Source organism: Rahnella sp. GSA61A (assembly GCF_019969905.1).
Classification (GTDB): domain Bacteria; phylum Pseudomonadota; class Gammaproteobacteria; order Enterobacterales; family Enterobacteriaceae; genus Rahnella; species Rahnella aceris.
Genome location: NZ_JAHXYO010000026.1, coordinates 46,047 through 63,835 on the forward strand (window position 1 = coordinate 46,047; position 17,789 = coordinate 63,835).

Genomic DNA, 17,789 nt, shown 5'->3' on the forward strand with positions numbered 1-17,789 from the left:
GAAGCCGGAAGCATTCTCCCCCATAAATAAAAATGCCAGTCAGTAAGTGACCGGCATTTGCAGTTGAAGCGTTATCTGATGCGTGATGCTGAACCGGTCAGGCGACCACTTCACTTTCCACTGGAATAATGAGACTGGCATGATTCCCCTTTGGGCCTTCATGAACGTCGAAATTGACCTGCTGGCCGGCTTTCAGAGTCCGGTAACCCTCCATCTGGATTGTGGAGTAGTGAGCGAAGATGTCTTCACCGCCATTTTGCGGGCAAATGAAGCCAAAGCCTTTAGCATTATTGAACCATTTAACAGTACCCGTCTGCATGCTTCTACATCCCTCTCATGACTAGTCTGGTAGTAAATAGATAAAGCCAGTTGAGTGAGCCCGAAGGCCGGAACACGGCGGATAAGCGTCTGTTCAGGCCGGTTTAAACTCCGTTCAGCTCACGAATTTACACTCTAGTGGAATAGAGTTAGACGTCAAGGAAACGGCATTTGTCGCGGGGGAGCAGATAACCAAAGTTTGAAGCAGGTAACGCTATTGACATATTTTGTTAAGTTTTGCCCGGCGTTGTCTGACGTACGTAGACATTTTGTGCAGCGGCAAGGTGAGGCCAGAGATGGTAAAATACGGTAATAACAGCGCGAGGCTCTGCAGAAAGTCTTCCCGTTTGTGTATTTGGCTTCCAATACGATCTTCACAGGTGATGAACAGGCAATGGGTAATAATCAAGACTGGCTAAATTTTGAACATTTGGCGGCGGATAAGCAAAAGGATGAGGTAAAACCGCCATCTATGTATAAAGTTATATTAAACAACGACGATTACACTCCAATGGAATTTGTGATTGACGTTCTGCAAAAGTTCTTTTCTTATGATATTGAACGTGCAACGCAACTGATGCTCCAGGTGCACTACAGAGGTAAAGCGATATGCGGCGTTTATACTGCCGAAGTCGCGGAAACCAAGGTCGCACACGTAAATGAGTACGCCAAGGAGAATGAGCATCCGTTGCTGTGTACGCTGGAAAAAGCCTGATTAAGGCAATCTATTTGGGAGGTGCCTATGCTCAATCAAGAACTTGAACTCAGTCTCAACATGGCTTTCGCAAGAGCCCGTGAGCACCGGCATGAGTTTATGACCGTGGAGCACCTGTTGCTGGCGTTGCTCAGCAACCCTGCTGCCCGTGAAGCGCTCGAAGCTTGTACAGTTGATTTAGTGGCCCTGCGCCAGGAACTGGAAGCCTTCATCGAGCAAACCACACCCACCTTACCTGCCAGTGAAGAGGAACGTGACACCCAGCCTACGCTGAGTTTCCAGCGCGTTCTGCAACGTGCGGTATTCCACGTGCAATCTTCTGGCCGCAGTGAAGTGTCCGGCGCCAACGTTCTGGTCGCGATTTTCAGCGAACAGGAATCTCAGGCTGCCTACTTACTGCGTAAACATGATGTCAGCCGCCTTGATGTGGTGAACTTTATCTCGCACGGCACCCGTAAAGATGAATCGGGTAGCCAGGCGCAAAACAATGCGGAAAACCCAGTTAACGAAGAACAGTCGGCGGGGGAAGATCGTATGGAGAACTTCACCACTAATCTTAACCAGTTAGCGCGCGTAGGTGGTATCGATCCGCTGATTGGCCGTGACAAAGAACTGGAGCGCGCCATTCAGGTGCTCTGCCGTCGCCGTAAAAACAACCCGCTGCTGGTGGGCGAATCCGGCGTAGGTAAAACGGCCATTGCCGAAGGGTTGGCATGGCGAATCGAGCAGGGCGATGTGCCGGAAGTGATGGCAGAATGCACCCTGTATTCTCTGGATATTGGTTCGTTGCTGGCGGGTACCAAATACCGCGGTGATTTCGAGAAACGTTTCAAATCTCTGCTGAAACAGCTGGAGCAGGATAAAAACAGCATTCTGTTTATTGATGAAATCCACACGATTATCGGTGCCGGTGCGGCGTCAGGTGGTCAGGTGGACGCGGCAAACCTCATCAAACCGTTGCTGTCGAGCGGCAAAATCCGCGTGATCGGTTCGACTACCTATCAGGAATTCAGCAATATCTTTGAGAAAGATCGCGCTCTGGCACGGCGTTTCCAGAAAATTGATATTACTGAGCCAAGCGTTGAAGAAACCGTCCAGATTATTAACGGCCTGAAAACCAAGTACGAAGCGCATCACGATGTGCGCTACACCGCAAAAGCGGTGCGTGCGGCGGTCGAGCTGTCGGTCAAATACATTAATGACCGTCATCTGCCGGACAAAGCCATCGACGTGATTGACGAAGCGGGCGCACGTAGCCGGTTAATGCCGGTCAGCAAACGCAAGAAAACCGTGAATGTCAGCGATATCGAAAGTGTCGTAGCGCGTATTGCCCGCATTCCGGAAAAAACTGTGTCTGCGACAGACCGTGATGTCCTGAAAAGTCTGGGCGACCGCCTGAAAATGCTGGTCTTCGGACAAGATCCGGCCATTGAAGCACTGACCGAAGCGATCAAGATGAGCCGCGCCGGTCTGGGTCAGGATCACAAGCCTGTCGGTTCGTTCCTGTTCGCCGGTCCAACCGGGGTGGGGAAAACCGAAGTGACGGTTCAGTTGGCGAAAGCGATGGATATCGAACTGCTGCGTTTTGATATGTCGGAATACATGGAACGTCATACGGTCAGCCGTCTGATCGGTGCGCCTCCGGGATATGTCGGTTTTGATCAGGGCGGTTTGCTGACGGATGCGGTGATTAAACATCCGCACGCCGTCGTGCTGCTTGATGAAATAGAGAAGGCGCATCCGGATGTCTTCAACCTGCTGCTGCAGGTAATGGACAACGGTACGCTCACCGATAACAACGGTCGCAAAGCAGATTTCCGTAACGTGATTTTGGTGATGACCACTAACGCCGGTGTGCGTGAAACGGAACGTAAATCGATTGGTCTGGTGCATCAGGATAACAGCCCTGATGCGATGGAAGAGATCAAACGGACCTTTACGCCGGAATTCCGTAACCGTCTGGACAACGTTATCTGGTTCAACCATCTGTCTACGGAAGTTATCCAGCAGGTTGTCGACAAGTTTATCGTCGAACTGCAGGCGCAGCTGGATGCGAAAGGCGTTTCTCTGGAAGTCAGCGACGAGGCTCGCGACTGGCTGACAGTGAAAGGCTATGACCGTGCGATGGGTGCGCGTCCGATGACCCGTACCGTTCAGGAAAACCTGAAAAAACCACTCGCTAACGAGCTGCTGTTTGGTTCACTGGTGGATGGCGGTTCCGTCTCTGTGGCACTGGATAAGGCGGCTGACAAGCTCACTTATCACTTTATGAGTGCGCAGAAGAAAAAACCGGAAGGTGCGGTGCATTAATTTTTCATAAAGCATGAAAAAACAAAAGGCGATGTGAAAACATCGCCTTTTTTCTTTCTGAAATTCTTTATTTAATTGCAGTAATTAGTGAGGGATTTCAGAAAGGATAATGGAACAAAACGCCGGATTGCGGATACCACAAAACGCCCTTGCAACAGCAGGAAGGGCGAAAAGGGTATCCTCAGGTATCGCCGGAAAATCAGCGATGAGTGAGCCGCTTATTAACGGCTACGGAAGACAATGCGGCCTTTGCTCAGGTCGTACGGGGTCAGCTCTACAGTGACTTTGTCGCCCGTCAGGATGCGGATGTAGTTCTTACGCATTTTACCGGAGATGTGAGCGGTAACTACGTGTCCGTTTTCTAATTCTACACGGAACATAGTGTTTGGCAGCGTATCAAGTACGGTGCCTTGCATTTCAATGTTGTCTTCTTTGGCCATCGAATCCTCTAGGTCTAACTACCATAGTTTTTAACCGGCAAGATAATGCCGAAAAACCCACATTATGTAAAGAAGTATGGTCCATGACCGCACCTATTCCCTATCCTTCGGGAACACCGGCAGGTCTTCATCATGTGGGGATAAGTCTTGTGGCAACCAGCAATCCGGTGCTAACGCGCGTTGCGAAAGTGCGGATAACTGCTGCAAAAATTGGCGGCGGGGGATCTCTCTCGCACCCAGCGACGCAGTGTGAGGGTTGAGCACCTGACAGTCAATCAGTTCTCCTCCATTGCGGGAAAAATGTTGGCAAAAAAGCATAAGCGCGCACTTAGAGGCATTCTCCCGCCGGCTGAACATCGACTCACCGCAAAATAATCCGCCGACAGAAACGCCGTACAAACCGCCAACCAGTTCATCACCTTCCCAGACTTCAACCGAGTGCGCGCGTCCGGCTTCATGCAATTCCTGATAACCACGCTGCACCAGCGGCCCGATCCAGGTGCCATCTTCACGCTGCATGGCGCACGCATGGATCACCTGCTCAAATTGCTGGTTGAGGGTGAAACGAAACGGCATCTTGCGCATAAAACGTTTCAGACTGCGGCTGGCGTGGCGTTCTCCCGGGACCAAAATTGCGCGGGGGTCAGGTGACCACCAGAGGATCATTTCCCCCGGCTCGAACCAGGGGAAAATGCCATGCTGGTACGCGGAAAGCAGGCGGGGAGCGGTAAGATCGCCCCCGATAGCCAGCAGGCCATTCGGCTCCTGCAATGCGGTTTCAGGTTCCGGGAAATTCAATGAATTGGCCTCAAGCTTAACTAACCGCATAGATCTCCTTATCCGGCGGACACGTCCGCCGTAAAACCACAAACAACCCCGTCAGGCGCGGGCAAGGAACCTTGCATAACGACTTTGTGCCGCGGTTAACGTCTGGTGATCGCCTTGTTCCACAATCTGCCCCTCTTCCATAACACATATCCTGTCGAGGGCTTCCAGACCGTGCAAACGGTGCGTCACTAAGAGTAGCGTCTTATTCTGACAATGCTTGTGCAGCAGTGCCAAAATGTGTTGTTCCGTTTCTGCATCCAGCCCTTCCGTGGGTTCATCCAGCAACCACAGTGGCGCGTCATGTAACAAAGCTCGCGCCAGCCCGATACGACGCTGTTCGCCGCCGGAAAGCTGACGTCCGCCTTCACCGAGCCAGGCATTCAGGCCTTCGTTTTCCAGCAGGACATGTAAATCAACTTGTTTCAGAGCATCGGCGATTTGTTCGTCGGTGCTCTGCGGCGATGCCATGCGCAGGTTTTCGCGCAGCGTGGTGTTAAAGACGTGCGCACGCTGGCTGACGACGGTGATCATTTTGCGCAGTGTCGCTTCATCATAATCAGCAACCGGATGACCGTTGATTTCCAACGTACCGTTGCTGATATCCCAGGCGCGAGTCAGCAGTTGCAGCAGGGTGGATTTGCCACAACCGGTCTGACCAAGCAGGGCGATGTGCTCACCGGCACGGACATCCAGATTGATATTTTTCAGCACCGGCAAGGGTTGCCCCGGATAGCTGAAAGTCACATTTTTCAGCGACAGACTAACCCGTTCACCGGCCAGCGGGCCCTGAGACGGGAAGGTCACATCTGCGGGCTGGTCGATGATCTGGCTGACGCGCTGAGCTGAGGCGATAACCTGCCCGAGATGCTGGAATGCGGCGGCTACAGGTCCCAGCGCTTCGAATGCCGCCAGCGGGGTGAAGACAAACAGTGCGATCAGTGCGCCCGGTTGCGGGAACTGGTTGATACCACCGGCAGCCAGCCATAGCATCAGTGTGACGGTCAGACCGGCCGCCGCGATCACCATTGCCTGAGACAGGCCCGTGAGTTTTGCCTGCTGCTGCTGGCGCAACATCCAACGCTGTTCGATATCATTGAGTTGCTGGCGGAACCGCGACTGAGCGCCGAAAACCACCAGTTCAGACTGCCCCTGTAACCACGATGTCAGTTGCATCCGGTAGTTACTGCGCAGCGCCGTCAGTTCACGTCCGGCAGGTTTTCCCGCGCGGTAGAAAATCACCGGCAGGAGCAGCATCAGCACCAGCATAATCGCGCCCAGCGTCAGCGCCAGTTTCACGTCGAGGAAGCTCAGGCCGAAGGTCACCAGAATGATCACCACCAGCGCACTCACCAGCGGAGAAATGACCCGCAGATATAAGTGATCGAGCGTATCGACATCGGCGACCAGGCGGTTAAGCAGGTCAGCCTGACGGAAATGTGCAATTCCCCCTGGTGACAGCGGCAGAATTTTTGTGAATGTAAACACCCGCAAATGCGCCAGCACACGGAAGGTCGCGTCGTGGCTGACCAGACGTTCAGCATAGCGGCCTGCGGTACGAAATATCGCAGCACCGCGCACACCGGCTGCGGGCAGCATATAGTTGAAGCTGTATAAACCGGCGACACCGGCCACTGCCGAGGCTGCCAGGAACCAGCCAGAGAGCGTCAGCAGCCCGATGCTCGCCAGTAAGGTGACGATGGCCAGAATGACACCCAGTGACAGACGGAACCCGTGGCGGCGGTACAGGGCGAGATAAGGCAGAAGGGTTTTCATCATTAAAGCTCCTTATTCCGCCGGGAAAGCAGACTGGCGAATAAACCGTTCTGAGTCACCAGTTGCGCGAAGGTGCCACGCTCAGCGATCAGGCCTTTCTCCATCACCCAGATTTCGTCGTAGTCACGGGTATCTTCCAGTTGATGCGTTACAAGCAGTGAAGTCTGCGCTTTTGAGGCTTCGCTCAGCGCGCTCATTACACGTTTTTCGCTGTGCGCATCCAGGCTGGCGGTCGGCTCATCGAGAAGTAACAAACTGCATGGTGAGAGCAGGGCGCGGGCAACGGCGACGCGTTGCGCCTGTCCGATAGATAACCGCGCAGCACTGTCACCCAGTTCAGTTTCCAGCCCCAGCGGTAACAAGGGTAGAAATTCATTCACATACGCACGTTCAATGGCGGACTGAAGCTGTTCGTCACTGACCTCCGGCTGATTAAGCAGAATGTTGGCGCGCAGGGTAAGTTCGGGCAGATACGGGTTCTGGCCCACCCAGCTCAGCTGTTTACGCCATTCGTCACTACGCAATGATTTCAGTTCAATACCGCTGGCAATAAGGGAACCCTGGTAAGGCAGGAAGCCCAGCAGGGCGTTGAGCAGGGAGCTTTTCCCCGCGCCGCTCAGGCCGACAATCGCGATACGTTGTCCGGTCTGAATGCTAAACGTTAACGGACCGGCCAGCGTTTTGCCTTGCGGTGACTGAATAATGACGTCGCGGGCTGCCAGTGCCACTGTCTGCCCGGCTGGCCAGGGTTGCTCGCCGTCACCCATATCGGCACTTTCTGCGCTCAGAAACGTGACTAAACTTTCTGCTGCGCCGATGGCTTGCGCTTTGGCGTGGTAAAACGCGCCCAGATCACGCAGAGGCTGGAAAAACTCAGGGGCAAGTATCAGTACCAGAAAGCCAGCGAACAGGGTCACAGGCGTGCCGTAACTGCCAAAATTGAGTTCACCGAGATAGGAGAAGCCGAAGTAAACCGCGACAACGGCGATAGAAATAGAGGCGAAGAATTCGAGTACAGCGGAAGATAAAAAGGCCAGACGCAGAACGTCCATCGTGCGGGCGCGGAAGTTTTCAGTTGAACGCTTAATCTGGTCGATTTCCGCTGTGCCGCGATGGAAAAGGCGAAGCGTATCAAGACCGCGCAGGCTGTCGAGAAAATTCCCACTCAGACGCGCCAGCGCGACAAAGTTACGACGGTTCGCATCAGCGGCCCCCATACCGACCAGTGCCATAAACAGCGGGATCAGCGGCGCTGTCACCAGCAAAATAAGCCCGGCGGCCCAGTTAATCGGGAAAATACTGACCAGGATGAGGAGGGGAATAATACCTGCGAGAGCGATCTGCGGCAGATAACGGGAATAGTAATCCTGCATATCTTCGATTTGTTCAAGAATAATGCTGGCCCAACTGCCCGCCGGTTTTCCCTGGATCCAGGCAGGTCCCAGCTTCTCGAGACGATCCAGCACCAGCTTGCGCATTTCCTGACGGATAACACGTCCGCAAATAAAGCCCACCTGTTCACGCAGCCAGGTGACTACAGCGCGCAGAACAAACGTCAGCGCCATTAACAGGAAACTTTGCAGCAGGGCATCACGCGGTGTGTGGTCAATGATCAGGCTGTGCAGTAATCCGGCCATCAGCCAGGCTTGCGCGAGGATCAGCAAACCGGAAAGTAAACCCAGCATCATAGACAGACGGATCCAGCCTTTGGCGCGTGAGCTTTGTTGTTTTAACCAGCGGATAAGTTCTTGTTGTCGTGTTTTATTCATCAGGCATCAGTCTGTGCAGCAATCCGGATGGGAGGGCGCTCATGTTACATGCTTGGCTCAACACTGAAAACAATAAGGCGGCAATTAAGCCGCCTTATTCGTTACTCTTTGTATGGACTCTTGGTCCGATAACTAGCCGCAGGCGTAATTATAAATCCGGGGCTTGAGATAAACCGTCCAGATAGCGTTCTGCATCCAGTGCGGCCATACAACCGGTTCCGGCAGAAGTGATCGCCTGACGGTAGATATGATCCATAACATCGCCCGCTGCGAAGACGCCCGGAATACTGGTCTGGGTGGCGTTGCCATGAGAGCCGGACTGCACTTTGATGTAGCCATCTTTCAGTTCCAGCTGGCCTTCAAAAATGCCGGTATTCGGGCTGTGACCGATAGCAATGAACACGCCCGCCACATCCACTTGCGATTTCTCATCAGTGCGCACGTCGAGCAGGCTCGCGCCTGTCACACCCATCTGATCGCCGACCACTTCATTCAGGGTCTTATGGGTATGCAGAACGATATTGCCGCTGGCCACTTTGTCGTTCAGACGATCCACCAGAATTTTTTCCGCTCGGAAGTTGTCACGACGGTGAATCAGATGCACTTCAGAGGCAATATTGGCCAGATAAAGAGCTTCTTCAACAGCGGTGTTGCCACCGCCGACAACCGCGACTTTCTGGTTGCGATAGAAGAAGCCATCACAGGTTGCGCAGGCTGACACGCCGCGACCTTTAAAAGCTTCTTCAGAAGGCAGACCGATATAACGTGCTGAAGCGCCGGTTGCGATGATCAGCGCGTCACAGGTGTATTCACCGCTGTCACCAGTCAGGCGGAACGGACGGTTCTGCAAATCGACTTTGTTGATGTGGTCGAAAATGATCTCAGTATTAAATTTGGTGGCATGCTCATGCATACGTTCCATTAAGCCCGGACCGGTCAGACCCTCCGGATCGCCTGGCCAGTTTTCCACTTCGGTAGTGGTGGTCAGCTGACCGCCTTTTTCCACACCGGTAATTAATACCGGATTGAGGTTTGCACGCGCAGCATAAACCGCTGCGGTATAACCCGCCGGACCGGAACCCAAGATCAATAACTTACTGTGTTTAACCGTACTCATGCGTAATTCATCTCCGCGATGGCGACAAGCGATAAACCGATTGTAGGGAAAACGGCGCAGTAAAAAAAGTAAACTCAGATGTTGTTAACGATTTGTCTGATAGTTTTTACTGCGTAACCCGCGTAAAAAGGATTTCGCCAATATTGATGAGGCAGATAACTGTTTGATGGATAGGATGAAAAACCAGCATTCCGGCGACCGATCGTTGTGAACGTTGTTCATCAGAACGCGTTAATTTAGCCACAATTCAGGATTGTTTGTAGGGATTTGGCCGAAATAATGGGTGAGATGCGTTGTTATTGTTCATAGATAAAAGACAGCTAAAAAGGGGGCGTCCGCTTTTCAATCTGGCACGTTCTTCTGATTTTGCTTCTTTTACTTTGACAATCCGCTGTGCATTTGCGAAAACATCAGGGGAAGAAGAAATTAACTGCCTGTCTGTGACTTGAATTTATGCAATTGGCTGCTACGGACCCGTCCTGGTATTGCTTTTTGGTTTTTATGTTGCAGCAGGGTTTAGTGAATCAGGTTGGTGGTTTTCAATCTATTAATTTCACAAGGTTATTTCTTTTGAGTATCCGTTTTATGGCCGTGTTCCTTTTGACAGGGGATCAACGCGGCTTTTGGATGCGTAAACCTTAATCATCGGGTCTTCGCTTGGGACAACCCTTAGACATTGAAGTTGGCTGGGGTATGGCAGGTGCAGGGAAGGACAGCAGAGAGACAATAATAATGGTAGACAACAAAAAACGTCCGGGAAAAGATCTCGACCGTATTGACCGTAACATCCTCAACGAATTGCAAAAGGATGGCCGGATTTCAAACGTCGAGCTTTCCAAACGTGTGGGATTATCTCCAACTCCATGTCTGGAGCGCGTTCGTCGTCTTGAACGTCAGGGCTTCATCAATGGTTATACTGCATTGCTCAACCCGCATTATCTGGACGCATCGTTGCTGGTATTTGTTGAGATTACCCTCAATCGCGGCGCCCCGGATGTGTTTGAACAGTTCAATGCGGCAGTACAAAAACTCGAAGATATTCAGGAGTGTCATCTGGTTTCAGGGGACTTCGACTACCTGTTGAAAACCCGCGTACCTGATATGTCTGCTTACCGTAAGCTGTTAGGTGAGACTTTACTTCGTCTGCCAGGTGTTAACGACACCCGCACCTACGTGGTGATGGAAGAAGTGAAACAGACAAATCGCCTGGTCATTAAGACCCGGTAATTGTTCTGGTGCAAAACCTTGTCATTTTAGCTACACTCCTGTGTATCTATACAGCTATGGCGCCGGGGAGTCTCGGCGCTGTTGCTTTTTCTCAGTTCACAGGAACCTGGAGAGCCTTTCTTGAGCCAGGAATATACAGAAGATAAAGAAGTTACCCTGAAAAAACTGAGCAATGGCCGCCGTCTTCTGGAGGCTTTGCTGGTTGTGGTAGCGATTTTTGCTGCTTATTTAATGGCGGCATTGGTGAGTTTTAACCCCTCTGATCCAAGCTGGTCTCAGACAGCCTGGCATGGGCCAATTCATAACTGGGGCGGTGGTGTAGGTGCATGGATGGCCGACACGCTGTTCTTCATCTTTGGCGTATTTGGTTACGCTATTCCACCTATTATTCTGTGTCTCTGCTGGGCGGCTTTCCGTCAGCGGGATAAACAGGATTTCGTCGATTATTTTGCCCTTTCGCTGCGCCTTATTGGCACGCTGGCGCTCATTGTCACGTCTTGTGGTCTTGCTGCCGTCAATGTTGATGACCTGTATTACTTCGCTTCCGGCGGTGTAATCGGCAGTTTGCTCAGTACCGCAATGACACCTTACTTTAATAATGTGGGGGCGACTCTGGTGCTGTTATGCGTCTGGGCTGCGGGCCTGACCTTATTTACCGGCTGGTCCTGGTTGACGATCGCCGAAAAGATCGGTGGTGCCGTGCTGGGTGTAACGAATATCGTGACCAACCGGTCCCGTCGTGACGATGATTATGATTACGACGAGGAGGACGCTCCGCTACTGGAAGACGATGACGCAAAACCGGCTGCTAAAGTCGCGCCGGCCGTCGCTGCTGCAGCGGCTCCTGCAACTGCCGCCGCTTCCGAAGCTGATGAAGATGACGTGCTGTTCTCTGCGCCTTCGGTGAATGAACCTGTGGCGCAGGCCTCTTCTGAGGCTACCGCACCTGCTGCGAGCGCGGCTGTTGCTGAACCGGTACAGGCAGCGGATCCTTATGCTGCTGAGCCGCCGGTTGCTAATATTTCACCGCAGCCAGCACCGGCAACGGCCATTCCGCCGTTATACAATTTCGAGATCCCGGAAGAAACACCAGTTCCGCGCCATCCGCAGCCCGTTCAGCAATCGCCTTCACCAGCGCCAGTTGAGCGCAGAGAGGAAGATGGTCCGAGTCTGGGCAACTGGCAAACTGCCGTGGAGCATTCCCGTTCTCCGTTTGATTTCAGTTCAGCAGTGCCTGATGCCGCTCAGGCGGCCAGCGTGGCGGCCACAGCAGCACTGGCGACCGGCCTTGCACAGGCAGGGCAGTCCACGGCATCTTCCGCTGGTAACACCTTTATGCCAGCCTTCAGTGCTGTGAGCGATGAAAATCCACAGGTGAAAAAAGGCTTTGGCCCTGAGTTGCCGCGTCCTAATCCGGTGCGTATACCTACACGCCGTGAGCTGGCCTCGTATGGCATCAAGCTGCCTTCTCAGCGTATGGCAGAACAGCAGGAACAGGCACAGTCTGCGACGCATAGCGATCCACAGATCCAGGCAGACGTAGAAGCGCTACAGGAAGCAGCATTGCAGCAGGCGTTTGCCGCTCAGCAACAAGAGCGCTATGGCGATGCGGTCACTGAAAATGAACCTGATGAAGAAACTGCCTTGCAGGAAGCCGAATTGCGCAATGCGTTTGCTGCGCGTGAGCAGGCCCGCTATCAGCAGGATGTCGAACCGCTAAGCGGCGTGGTACAGCATCACCATTCACAAAATCAGCAGACTGAATTACCGGCTGTTGCTGATGATTTTGCCGCTGCGGCCATGAAACTCAGCCAGCATGATGCATTCAGCTTCTCACCAATGGCTGACCTGGTGGACGATACGCCTTCTGAACCGCTGTTTACATTGCCGGCACAAGTGGAAGAAGAACCGCAGGCTGCAACGTTTGCACAACAACCTTATCAGCGCGCTACGTCTTCTGAGCCCGTACAGCATGCGCAGGAATATGAGGCTCCACGACAGTCTTCGCCATCGGCGCAGCCTGATATGGATAGCCTGATCCATCCGTTCCTTATGCGTAATGAACAGCCGCTGGTGAAACCGACCACACCGCTGCCATCACTGGATTTGCTGACCTCACCGCCGGCTGAAGCTGAGCCTGTGGATGAGTTCGCGCTGGAACAGATGGGAAATTTGATCGAAGCGCGTCTGAATGATTACCGCATTAAAGCCGATGTCGTGGGGAAATTGCCGGGGCCGGTGATTACCCGTTTCGAACTGGATCTGGCGCCGGGCGTGAAAGCTGCACGTATTTCTAACCTTTCGCGTGACCTTGCCCGTTCATTGTCTGCGGTTGCGGTGCGTGTTGTGGAAGTGATCCCGGGCAAACCGTATGTCGGCCTGGAATTACCAAACAAGAAGCGCCAGACGGTATATCTGCGCGAAGTGCTGGACTGTGCGAAATTTAAAGAAAGTACGTCGCCGCTGACAATTGTGCTGGGTAAAGATATTTCAGGTGAGCCGGTTATCGCCGATCTGGCGAAAATGCCTCACTTGCTGGTGGCCGGTACGACCGGTTCCGGTAAGTCCGTCGGCGTTAACGCCATGATCCTGAGTATGCTGTACAAGTCTAAACCTGAAGATGTGCGCTTCATTATGATCGACCCGAAAATGCTCGAATTGTCGGTGTATGAAGGTATTCCACATCTGCTGACCGAAGTCGTTACTGACATGAAAGATGCAGCCAATGCGCTGCGCTGGTGTGTCGGTGAAATGGAACGTCGCTATAAACTGATGTCGGCGCTGGGTGTGCGTAACCTTGCCGGTTACAATGAACGTGTTCTGGAAGCGGAGGCGATGGGACGTCCCATTCCTGATCCGTTCTGGAAGCCGGGCGATGGCATGGCTGCTGAGCCGCCGTATCTGCAGAAAGAACCGTTTATCGTGGTGCTGGTCGATGAGTTTGCCGACCTGATGATGACCGTCGGTAAAAAAGTTGAAGAGCTGATTGCGCGCCTGGCCCAGAAAGCCCGTGCGGCAGGTATTCACCTGGTTCTGGCGACCCAGCGTCCTTCTGTCGATGTTATTACCGGTCTGATTAAAGCCAACATTCCGACCCGTATTGCCTTTACAGTTTCGAGTAAAATTGACTCCCGCACCATTCTGGATCAGGGCGGCGCAGAATCACTGCTGGGGATGGGGGACATGCTGTATATGGCACCAAACTCCTCGATTCCGGTGCGTGTTCACGGTGCTTTTGTCCGCGATCAGGAAGTGCATGCGGTGGTTCAGGACTGGAAAGCGCGCGGTCGTCCAAAATACATCGAAAGCATTGTTTCCGGTGGTGAAGATGGTGAGGGTGGCGGTTTAGGGCTGGACGGTGATGAAGAGCTCGATGCGCTGTTTGATCAGGCGGTTGCGTTCGTAGTCGATAAACGCCGTGCGTCGATTTCGGGTGTTCAGCGTCAGTTCCGTATCGGTTACAACCGTGCGGCGCGCATTGTTGAGCAAATGGAAGCGCAGGGCATTGTCAGTACGCCGGGTCATAACGGTAACCGCGAAGTGTTGGCACCACCGTCACACGAGTAAACCCAGCCGGTTTGCCTGCATTTGTTAAGAAGGGTCGCGAATGCGACCCTTGTGCAAAGATGCGTAAAACTATTGTTTTTCAGATGAATGAGCTACCGCCGGGGCGCTGCCTCGGATAGAGTTCGCACCATACGTCTTTTGCCTGTGTAAAAGGCATCGTCTGAAGTTTATGGATTTCTGAGGTAAGTATAAGAATGAAAAAATTGTTAATGGTAGGGTGTTTACTGACCGCATTTACCTCTGCTTCCGTTTTAGCGGATGCCAGCAGTGATCTCAAATCTCGTCTGGGTAAGCTCAATACTTTCCATGCCAGCTTCACGCAGACGGTAACCAGCGATGATGGTGCAGCCGTTCAGCAGGGCGAAGGTCAGTTGTGGGTGAAACGTCCAAACCTGTTTAACTGGCATATGACTACGCCGGATGAGAGCATTTTAGTTTCCGACGGTAAAACCCTATGGTTCTATAACCCGTTCGTTGAACAAGTCACGGCAACCTGGCTTAAAAATGCCACCGGCAACACGCCGTTCATGCTGATCACGCGTAATGATAGCAGTGACTGGGCAAAATATAACGTGAAACAGAAAGGCGATGACTTTGAATTAACGCCGAAAGCTGCGACCGGTAATCTGAAACAATTTGCGATCAATGTGACCCCTTCAGGCACTATCAAAAGCTTCACTGCCGTTGAACAGGACGGGCAGAAAAGTGCTTATACCCTGAAAGGTGAGCAAAATGCGTCTGTTGATGATGCCAAGTTTAAATTTACTCCGCCGCAGGGTGTGACGGTGGACGACCAGCGTCAGTGAGGTTAGTTTGAGTAATCTGTCACTCGATTTTTCCCAAAATGAATTCCAGCCACTGGCCGCCAGAATGCGGCCAGTCACTCTTGCAGAATATATTGGACAGCAGCATCTGTTAGCGCCGGGCAAACCTCTGCCGCGGGCCATTGAAGCAGGGCAATTGCATTCGATGATTTTGTGGGGGCCGCCGGGTACCGGGAAAACGACGCTGGCAGAACTGATTGGCCGGTATGCAAACGCCGATGTTGAGCGTATATCTGCGGTCACATCCGGTGTTAAAGATATTCGGGAAGCGATTGAGCGAGCCCGGCAGAATCGCGATGCCGGGCGTCGTACCATTTTGTTCGTTGATGAAGTCCATCGCTTTAACAAAAGTCAGCAGGACGCTTTCCTGCCGCACATTGAAGATGGCACCATTACATTTATTGGTGCGACCACCGAAAACCCTTCTTTCGAACTCAATTCCGCATTGCTGTCTCGCGCTCGTGTGTATTTACTTAAATCACTGACGGCTGAAGATATCGAGAAAGTGATTGATCAGGCACTGAGTAATTCTGAGCGCGGTTACGCCAATGAGAAAATCCGTGTTCCGCCGGAAACCCGCCGGATGCTTTCGGAGCTGGTGAATGGCGACGCGCGCCGGGCGCTGAACAGTATTGAAATGATGGCCGATATGGCGGAAATCGACGCCAATGGTTACAGGACACTCACGCCGGAATTACTCACTGAGATTGCCGGTGAACGCAGTGCGCGCTTCGACAATAAAGGCGATCGTTTTTACGATTTAATCTCTGCATTGCATAAATCAGTGCGGGGTTCTTCGCCTGATGCGGCGCTTTACTGGTATGCCCGAATCATCACCGCCGGTGGTGATCCGTTGTATGTCGCCCGACGTTTGTTGGCGATTGCTTCAGAAGATGTCGGGAATGCCGATCCACGGGGCATGCAGGTGGCGCTCGCTGCCTGGGATTGTTTTACCCGTGTTGGCCCGGCTGAAGGTGAGCGTGCGATTGCCCAGGCGATTGTGTATCTGGCCTGTGCACCGAAAAGTAATGCTGTATACACCGCATTCAAATCTGCCATGCGTGATGCACGCGAAATGGCAGATTTTGATGTGCCGGAACATTTGCGTAATGCGCCTACCAAACTGATGAAAGAAATGGGGCTTGGTGCTGAGTATCGTTATGCGCATGACGAACCGAATGCATATGCGGCGGGAGAGGATTATTTCCCGCCTGAAATGGCCCGTACGCAGTATTATTACCCGACATCACGCGGGCTTGAAGGCAAGATCGGCGAAAAGTTGGCATGGCTTGCCGAACAAGATCAAAATAGCCCGACAAAACGCTACCGCTAATTTTATCGTTGCGGTAAGGTTACCGTGATAACTCTTTGACACGCTGCCATTTCAGACAGCGTGCATCATCAAATTAACATTCAATAACGACACGTACAGGATTAGCATGCTGGATCCCAATCTGCTGCGTAATGAGCTAGACGCAGTTGCAGAAAAACTCGCTCGCAGAGGTTTTAAACTCGATGTGGAAACGCTGCGTTCTCAGGAAGAACGCCGCAAAGTCTTGCAGGTAGAAACGGAAACTCTACAGGCTGAACGTAACTCCCGATCGAAATCTATCGGTCAGGCAAAAGCCCGTGGCGAAGACATCGAACCCCTGCGTCTGGAAGTGAATACGCTGGGTGAGAAGCTGGATGCAGCGAAAGCTGAACTGGATGCATTGCAAAATGACATCCGCGATATCGCTTCTGCTATTCCAAACATGCCTGATGACTCCGTGCCTGCCGGTAAAGATGAGAACGATAACCAGGAAGTGAGCCGCTGGGGCACGCCGCGTCAGTACGATTTCACCGTGCGCGATCACGTATCGCTGGGCGAAATGGCTGGCGGCCTGGATTTTGCCGCTGCTGTTAAACTAACGGGTGCGCGTTTTGTCGTGATGAAAGGGCAAATCGCCCGTATGCATCGCGCACTGTCGCAGTTCATGCTCGATCTGCACACAGAGCAACACGGTTATCTGGAAACCTATGTTCCCTATCTGGTCAATCAGGAAACGTTGTACGGTACCGGTCAGTTGCCTAAGTTTGGCGAAGACCTGTTCCATACCAAACCCCTGGATGAAGAGGCGGGCAGCAGTAACTATGCGCTGATCCCGACGGCGGAAGTGCCGCTGACCAACCTGACCCGTGATGAAATTCTTGAAGAAGAATCTCTGCCACTGAAGATGACAGCGCATACGCCATGTTTCCGTTCAGAAGCCGGTTCGTATGGTCGTGACACCCGTGGTCTGATCCGCATGCACCAGTTCGACAAAGTTGAGATGGTGCAAATCGTTCGTCCTGAAGATTCAATGGACGCACTGGAAGAACTGACCGGCCATGCAGAAAAGGTGCTTCAGCTGCTGAATTTGCCATACCGCAAAGTTTTGTTGTGTACCGGCGATATGGGCTTTGGCTCTTGCAAAACCTACGATCTGGAAGTTTGGTTGCCAGCGCAGGATACATACCGTGAAATCTCCTCATGCTCCAACATGGGTGATTTCCAGGCCCGTCGTATGCAGGCGCGTTGCCGCAACAAAACCGATAAAAAACCACGTCTGGTTCATACCCTGAATGGTTCTGGTTTGGCTGTAGGCCGTACACTGGTCGCCGTGCTGGAAAACTACCAACAAGCTGATGGCCGTATCGAAGTGCCGGAAGTATTACGTCCGTACATGGGCGGTTTAGAATATATCGGTTAATCCCGTTATATCTGCACTAACATAGCGAAAAGCGCCTTAGGGCGCTTTTTTTTATGCATGAAATCATGCGTTACGTTACGAATTCCGTATTTCTTTCTCTTCAACCCCGCCTTTTTTGATAGCAGACAAGGTTTCGTACCCCCTAATAAGTAGTATCCATGCTGTTTGA

Annotated in this window: 13 protein-coding genes; 7 read left to right on the forward strand and 6 right to left on the reverse strand. The window is 52.4% G+C overall.

Going from position 1 to position 17,789, the window contains the following annotated elements:
- Positions 1-97: 97 nt before the first annotated feature.
- A complete protein-coding gene (cspD, locus tag LC431_RS23275) occupies positions 98-319 on the reverse strand; it encodes a cold shock-like protein CspD (protein ID WP_013574768.1) in 222 nt (73 codons plus the stop codon).
- 393 nt (positions 320-712) lie between these two features.
- Here cspD and clpS point away from each other — a divergent pair, with 393 nt between their 5' ends.
- The gene (clpS, locus tag LC431_RS23280; RefSeq protein WP_013574769.1) at positions 713-1,033 is read left to right on the forward strand and encodes an ATP-dependent Clp protease adapter ClpS; all 321 of its coding nucleotides are present in this window, start codon (positions 713-715) and stop codon (positions 1,031-1,033) included.
- Positions 1,034-1,060: 27 nt separating this feature from the next.
- On the forward strand, positions 1,061-3,343 hold the full coding sequence (clpA, locus tag LC431_RS23285; protein WP_112151150.1) for an ATP-dependent Clp protease ATP-binding subunit ClpA: 2,283 nt from the start codon (positions 1,061-1,063) through the stop codon (positions 3,341-3,343).
- 221 nt (positions 3,344-3,564) lie between these two features.
- Here the strand turns inward: clpA and infA are convergent, their stop codons facing one another.
- The 5 genes from infA to trxB form a co-directional block, all read right to left on the reverse strand.
- Positions 3,565-3,783 carry a translation initiation factor IF-1 gene (infA, locus tag LC431_RS23290; RefSeq protein ID WP_002211347.1) on the reverse strand — a complete coding sequence of 73 codons (219 nt, stop codon included), beginning with the start codon at positions 3,781-3,783 and terminating at the stop codon, positions 3,565-3,567.
- A gap of 93 nt (positions 3,784-3,876) precedes the next feature.
- A complete protein-coding gene (aat, locus tag LC431_RS23295) occupies positions 3,877-4,611 on the reverse strand; it encodes a leucyl/phenylalanyl-tRNA--protein transferase (RefSeq protein ID WP_013574771.1) in 735 nt (244 codons plus the stop codon).
- A gap of 51 nt (positions 4,612-4,662) precedes the next feature.
- Positions 4,663-6,384, reverse strand: a complete 1,722-nt coding sequence (gene cydC / locus LC431_RS23300) for a cysteine/glutathione ABC transporter ATP-binding protein/permease CydC (RefSeq protein WP_015689577.1) — start codon at positions 6,382-6,384, stop codon at positions 4,663-4,665.
- A gap of 2 nt (positions 6,385-6,386) precedes the next feature.
- A complete protein-coding gene (cydD, locus tag LC431_RS23305; RefSeq protein WP_223510374.1) occupies positions 6,387-8,153 on the reverse strand; it encodes a cysteine/glutathione ABC transporter permease/ATP-binding protein CydD in 1,767 nt (588 codons plus the stop codon).
- Between the two features lie 148 nt (positions 8,154-8,301).
- Positions 8,302-9,270, reverse strand: coding sequence for a thioredoxin-disulfide reductase (trxB, locus tag LC431_RS23310; RefSeq protein WP_015689578.1), 969 nt, complete (start codon positions 9,268-9,270; stop codon positions 8,302-8,304).
- 732 nt (positions 9,271-10,002) lie between these two features.
- Between trxB and lrp the strand changes: the two genes are divergently transcribed.
- The 5 genes from lrp (at position 10,003) to serS (ending at position 17,620) form a co-directional block, all read left to right on the forward strand.
- Positions 10,003-10,497 (forward strand): leucine-responsive transcriptional regulator Lrp, encoded by a 495-nt coding sequence (gene lrp, locus LC431_RS23315; RefSeq protein WP_013574775.1) that lies wholly within the window; start codon positions 10,003-10,005, stop codon positions 10,495-10,497.
- 120 nt (positions 10,498-10,617) lie between these two features.
- A complete protein-coding gene (locus LC431_RS23320; protein ID WP_013574776.1) occupies positions 10,618-14,064 on the forward strand; it encodes a DNA translocase FtsK in 3,447 nt (1,148 codons plus the stop codon).
- 194 nt (positions 14,065-14,258) lie between these two features.
- Positions 14,259-14,870, forward strand: coding sequence for an outer membrane lipoprotein chaperone LolA (gene lolA, locus LC431_RS23325; protein ID WP_013574777.1), 612 nt, complete (start codon positions 14,259-14,261; stop codon positions 14,868-14,870).
- 7 nt (positions 14,871-14,877) lie between these two features.
- Positions 14,878-16,221, forward strand: a complete 1,344-nt coding sequence (locus tag LC431_RS23330) for a replication-associated recombination protein A (protein ID WP_013574778.1) — start codon at positions 14,878-14,880, stop codon at positions 16,219-16,221.
- Positions 16,222-16,327: 106 nt separating this feature from the next.
- Positions 16,328-17,620 (forward strand): serine--tRNA ligase, encoded by a 1,293-nt coding sequence (serS, locus tag LC431_RS23335; RefSeq protein ID WP_013574779.1) that lies wholly within the window; start codon positions 16,328-16,330, stop codon positions 17,618-17,620.
- Positions 17,621-17,789 lie beyond the last annotated feature (169 nt).

What these genes read in the sequence shown, in the direction of transcription:
- cspD (WP_013574768.1), bottom strand. Translation starts at nt 319, where the DNA reads ATGCAGACGGGTACTGTTAAATGGTTCAATAATGCTAAAGGCTTTGGC.
- clpS (WP_013574769.1), top strand. Translation starts at nt 713, where the DNA reads ATGGGTAATAATCAAGACTGGCTAAATTTTGAACATTTGGCGGCGGAT.
- clpA (WP_112151150.1), top strand. Translation starts at nt 1,061, where the DNA reads ATGCTCAATCAAGAACTTGAACTCAGTCTCAACATGGCTTTCGCAAGA.
- infA (WP_002211347.1), bottom strand. Translation starts at nt 3,783, where the DNA reads ATGGCCAAAGAAGACAACATTGAAATGCAAGGCACCGTACTTGATACG.
- aat (WP_013574771.1), bottom strand. Translation starts at nt 4,611, where the DNA reads ATGCGGTTAGTTAAGCTTGAGGCCAATTCATTGAATTTCCCGGAACCT.
- cydC (WP_015689577.1), bottom strand. Translation starts at nt 6,384, where the DNA reads ATGAAAACCCTTCTGCCTTATCTCGCCCTGTACCGCCGCCACGGGTTC.
- cydD (WP_223510374.1), bottom strand. Translation starts at nt 8,153, where the DNA reads ATGAATAAAACACGACAACAAGAACTTATCCGCTGGTTAAAACAACAA.
- trxB (WP_015689578.1), bottom strand. Translation starts at nt 9,270, where the DNA reads ATGAGTACGGTTAAACACAGTAAGTTATTGATCTTGGGTTCCGGTCCG.
- lrp (WP_013574775.1), top strand. Translation starts at nt 10,003, where the DNA reads ATGGTAGACAACAAAAAACGTCCGGGAAAAGATCTCGACCGTATTGAC.
- lolA (WP_013574777.1), top strand. Translation starts at nt 14,259, where the DNA reads ATGAAAAAATTGTTAATGGTAGGGTGTTTACTGACCGCATTTACCTCT.
- serS (WP_013574779.1), top strand. Translation starts at nt 16,328, where the DNA reads ATGCTGGATCCCAATCTGCTGCGTAATGAGCTAGACGCAGTTGCAGAA.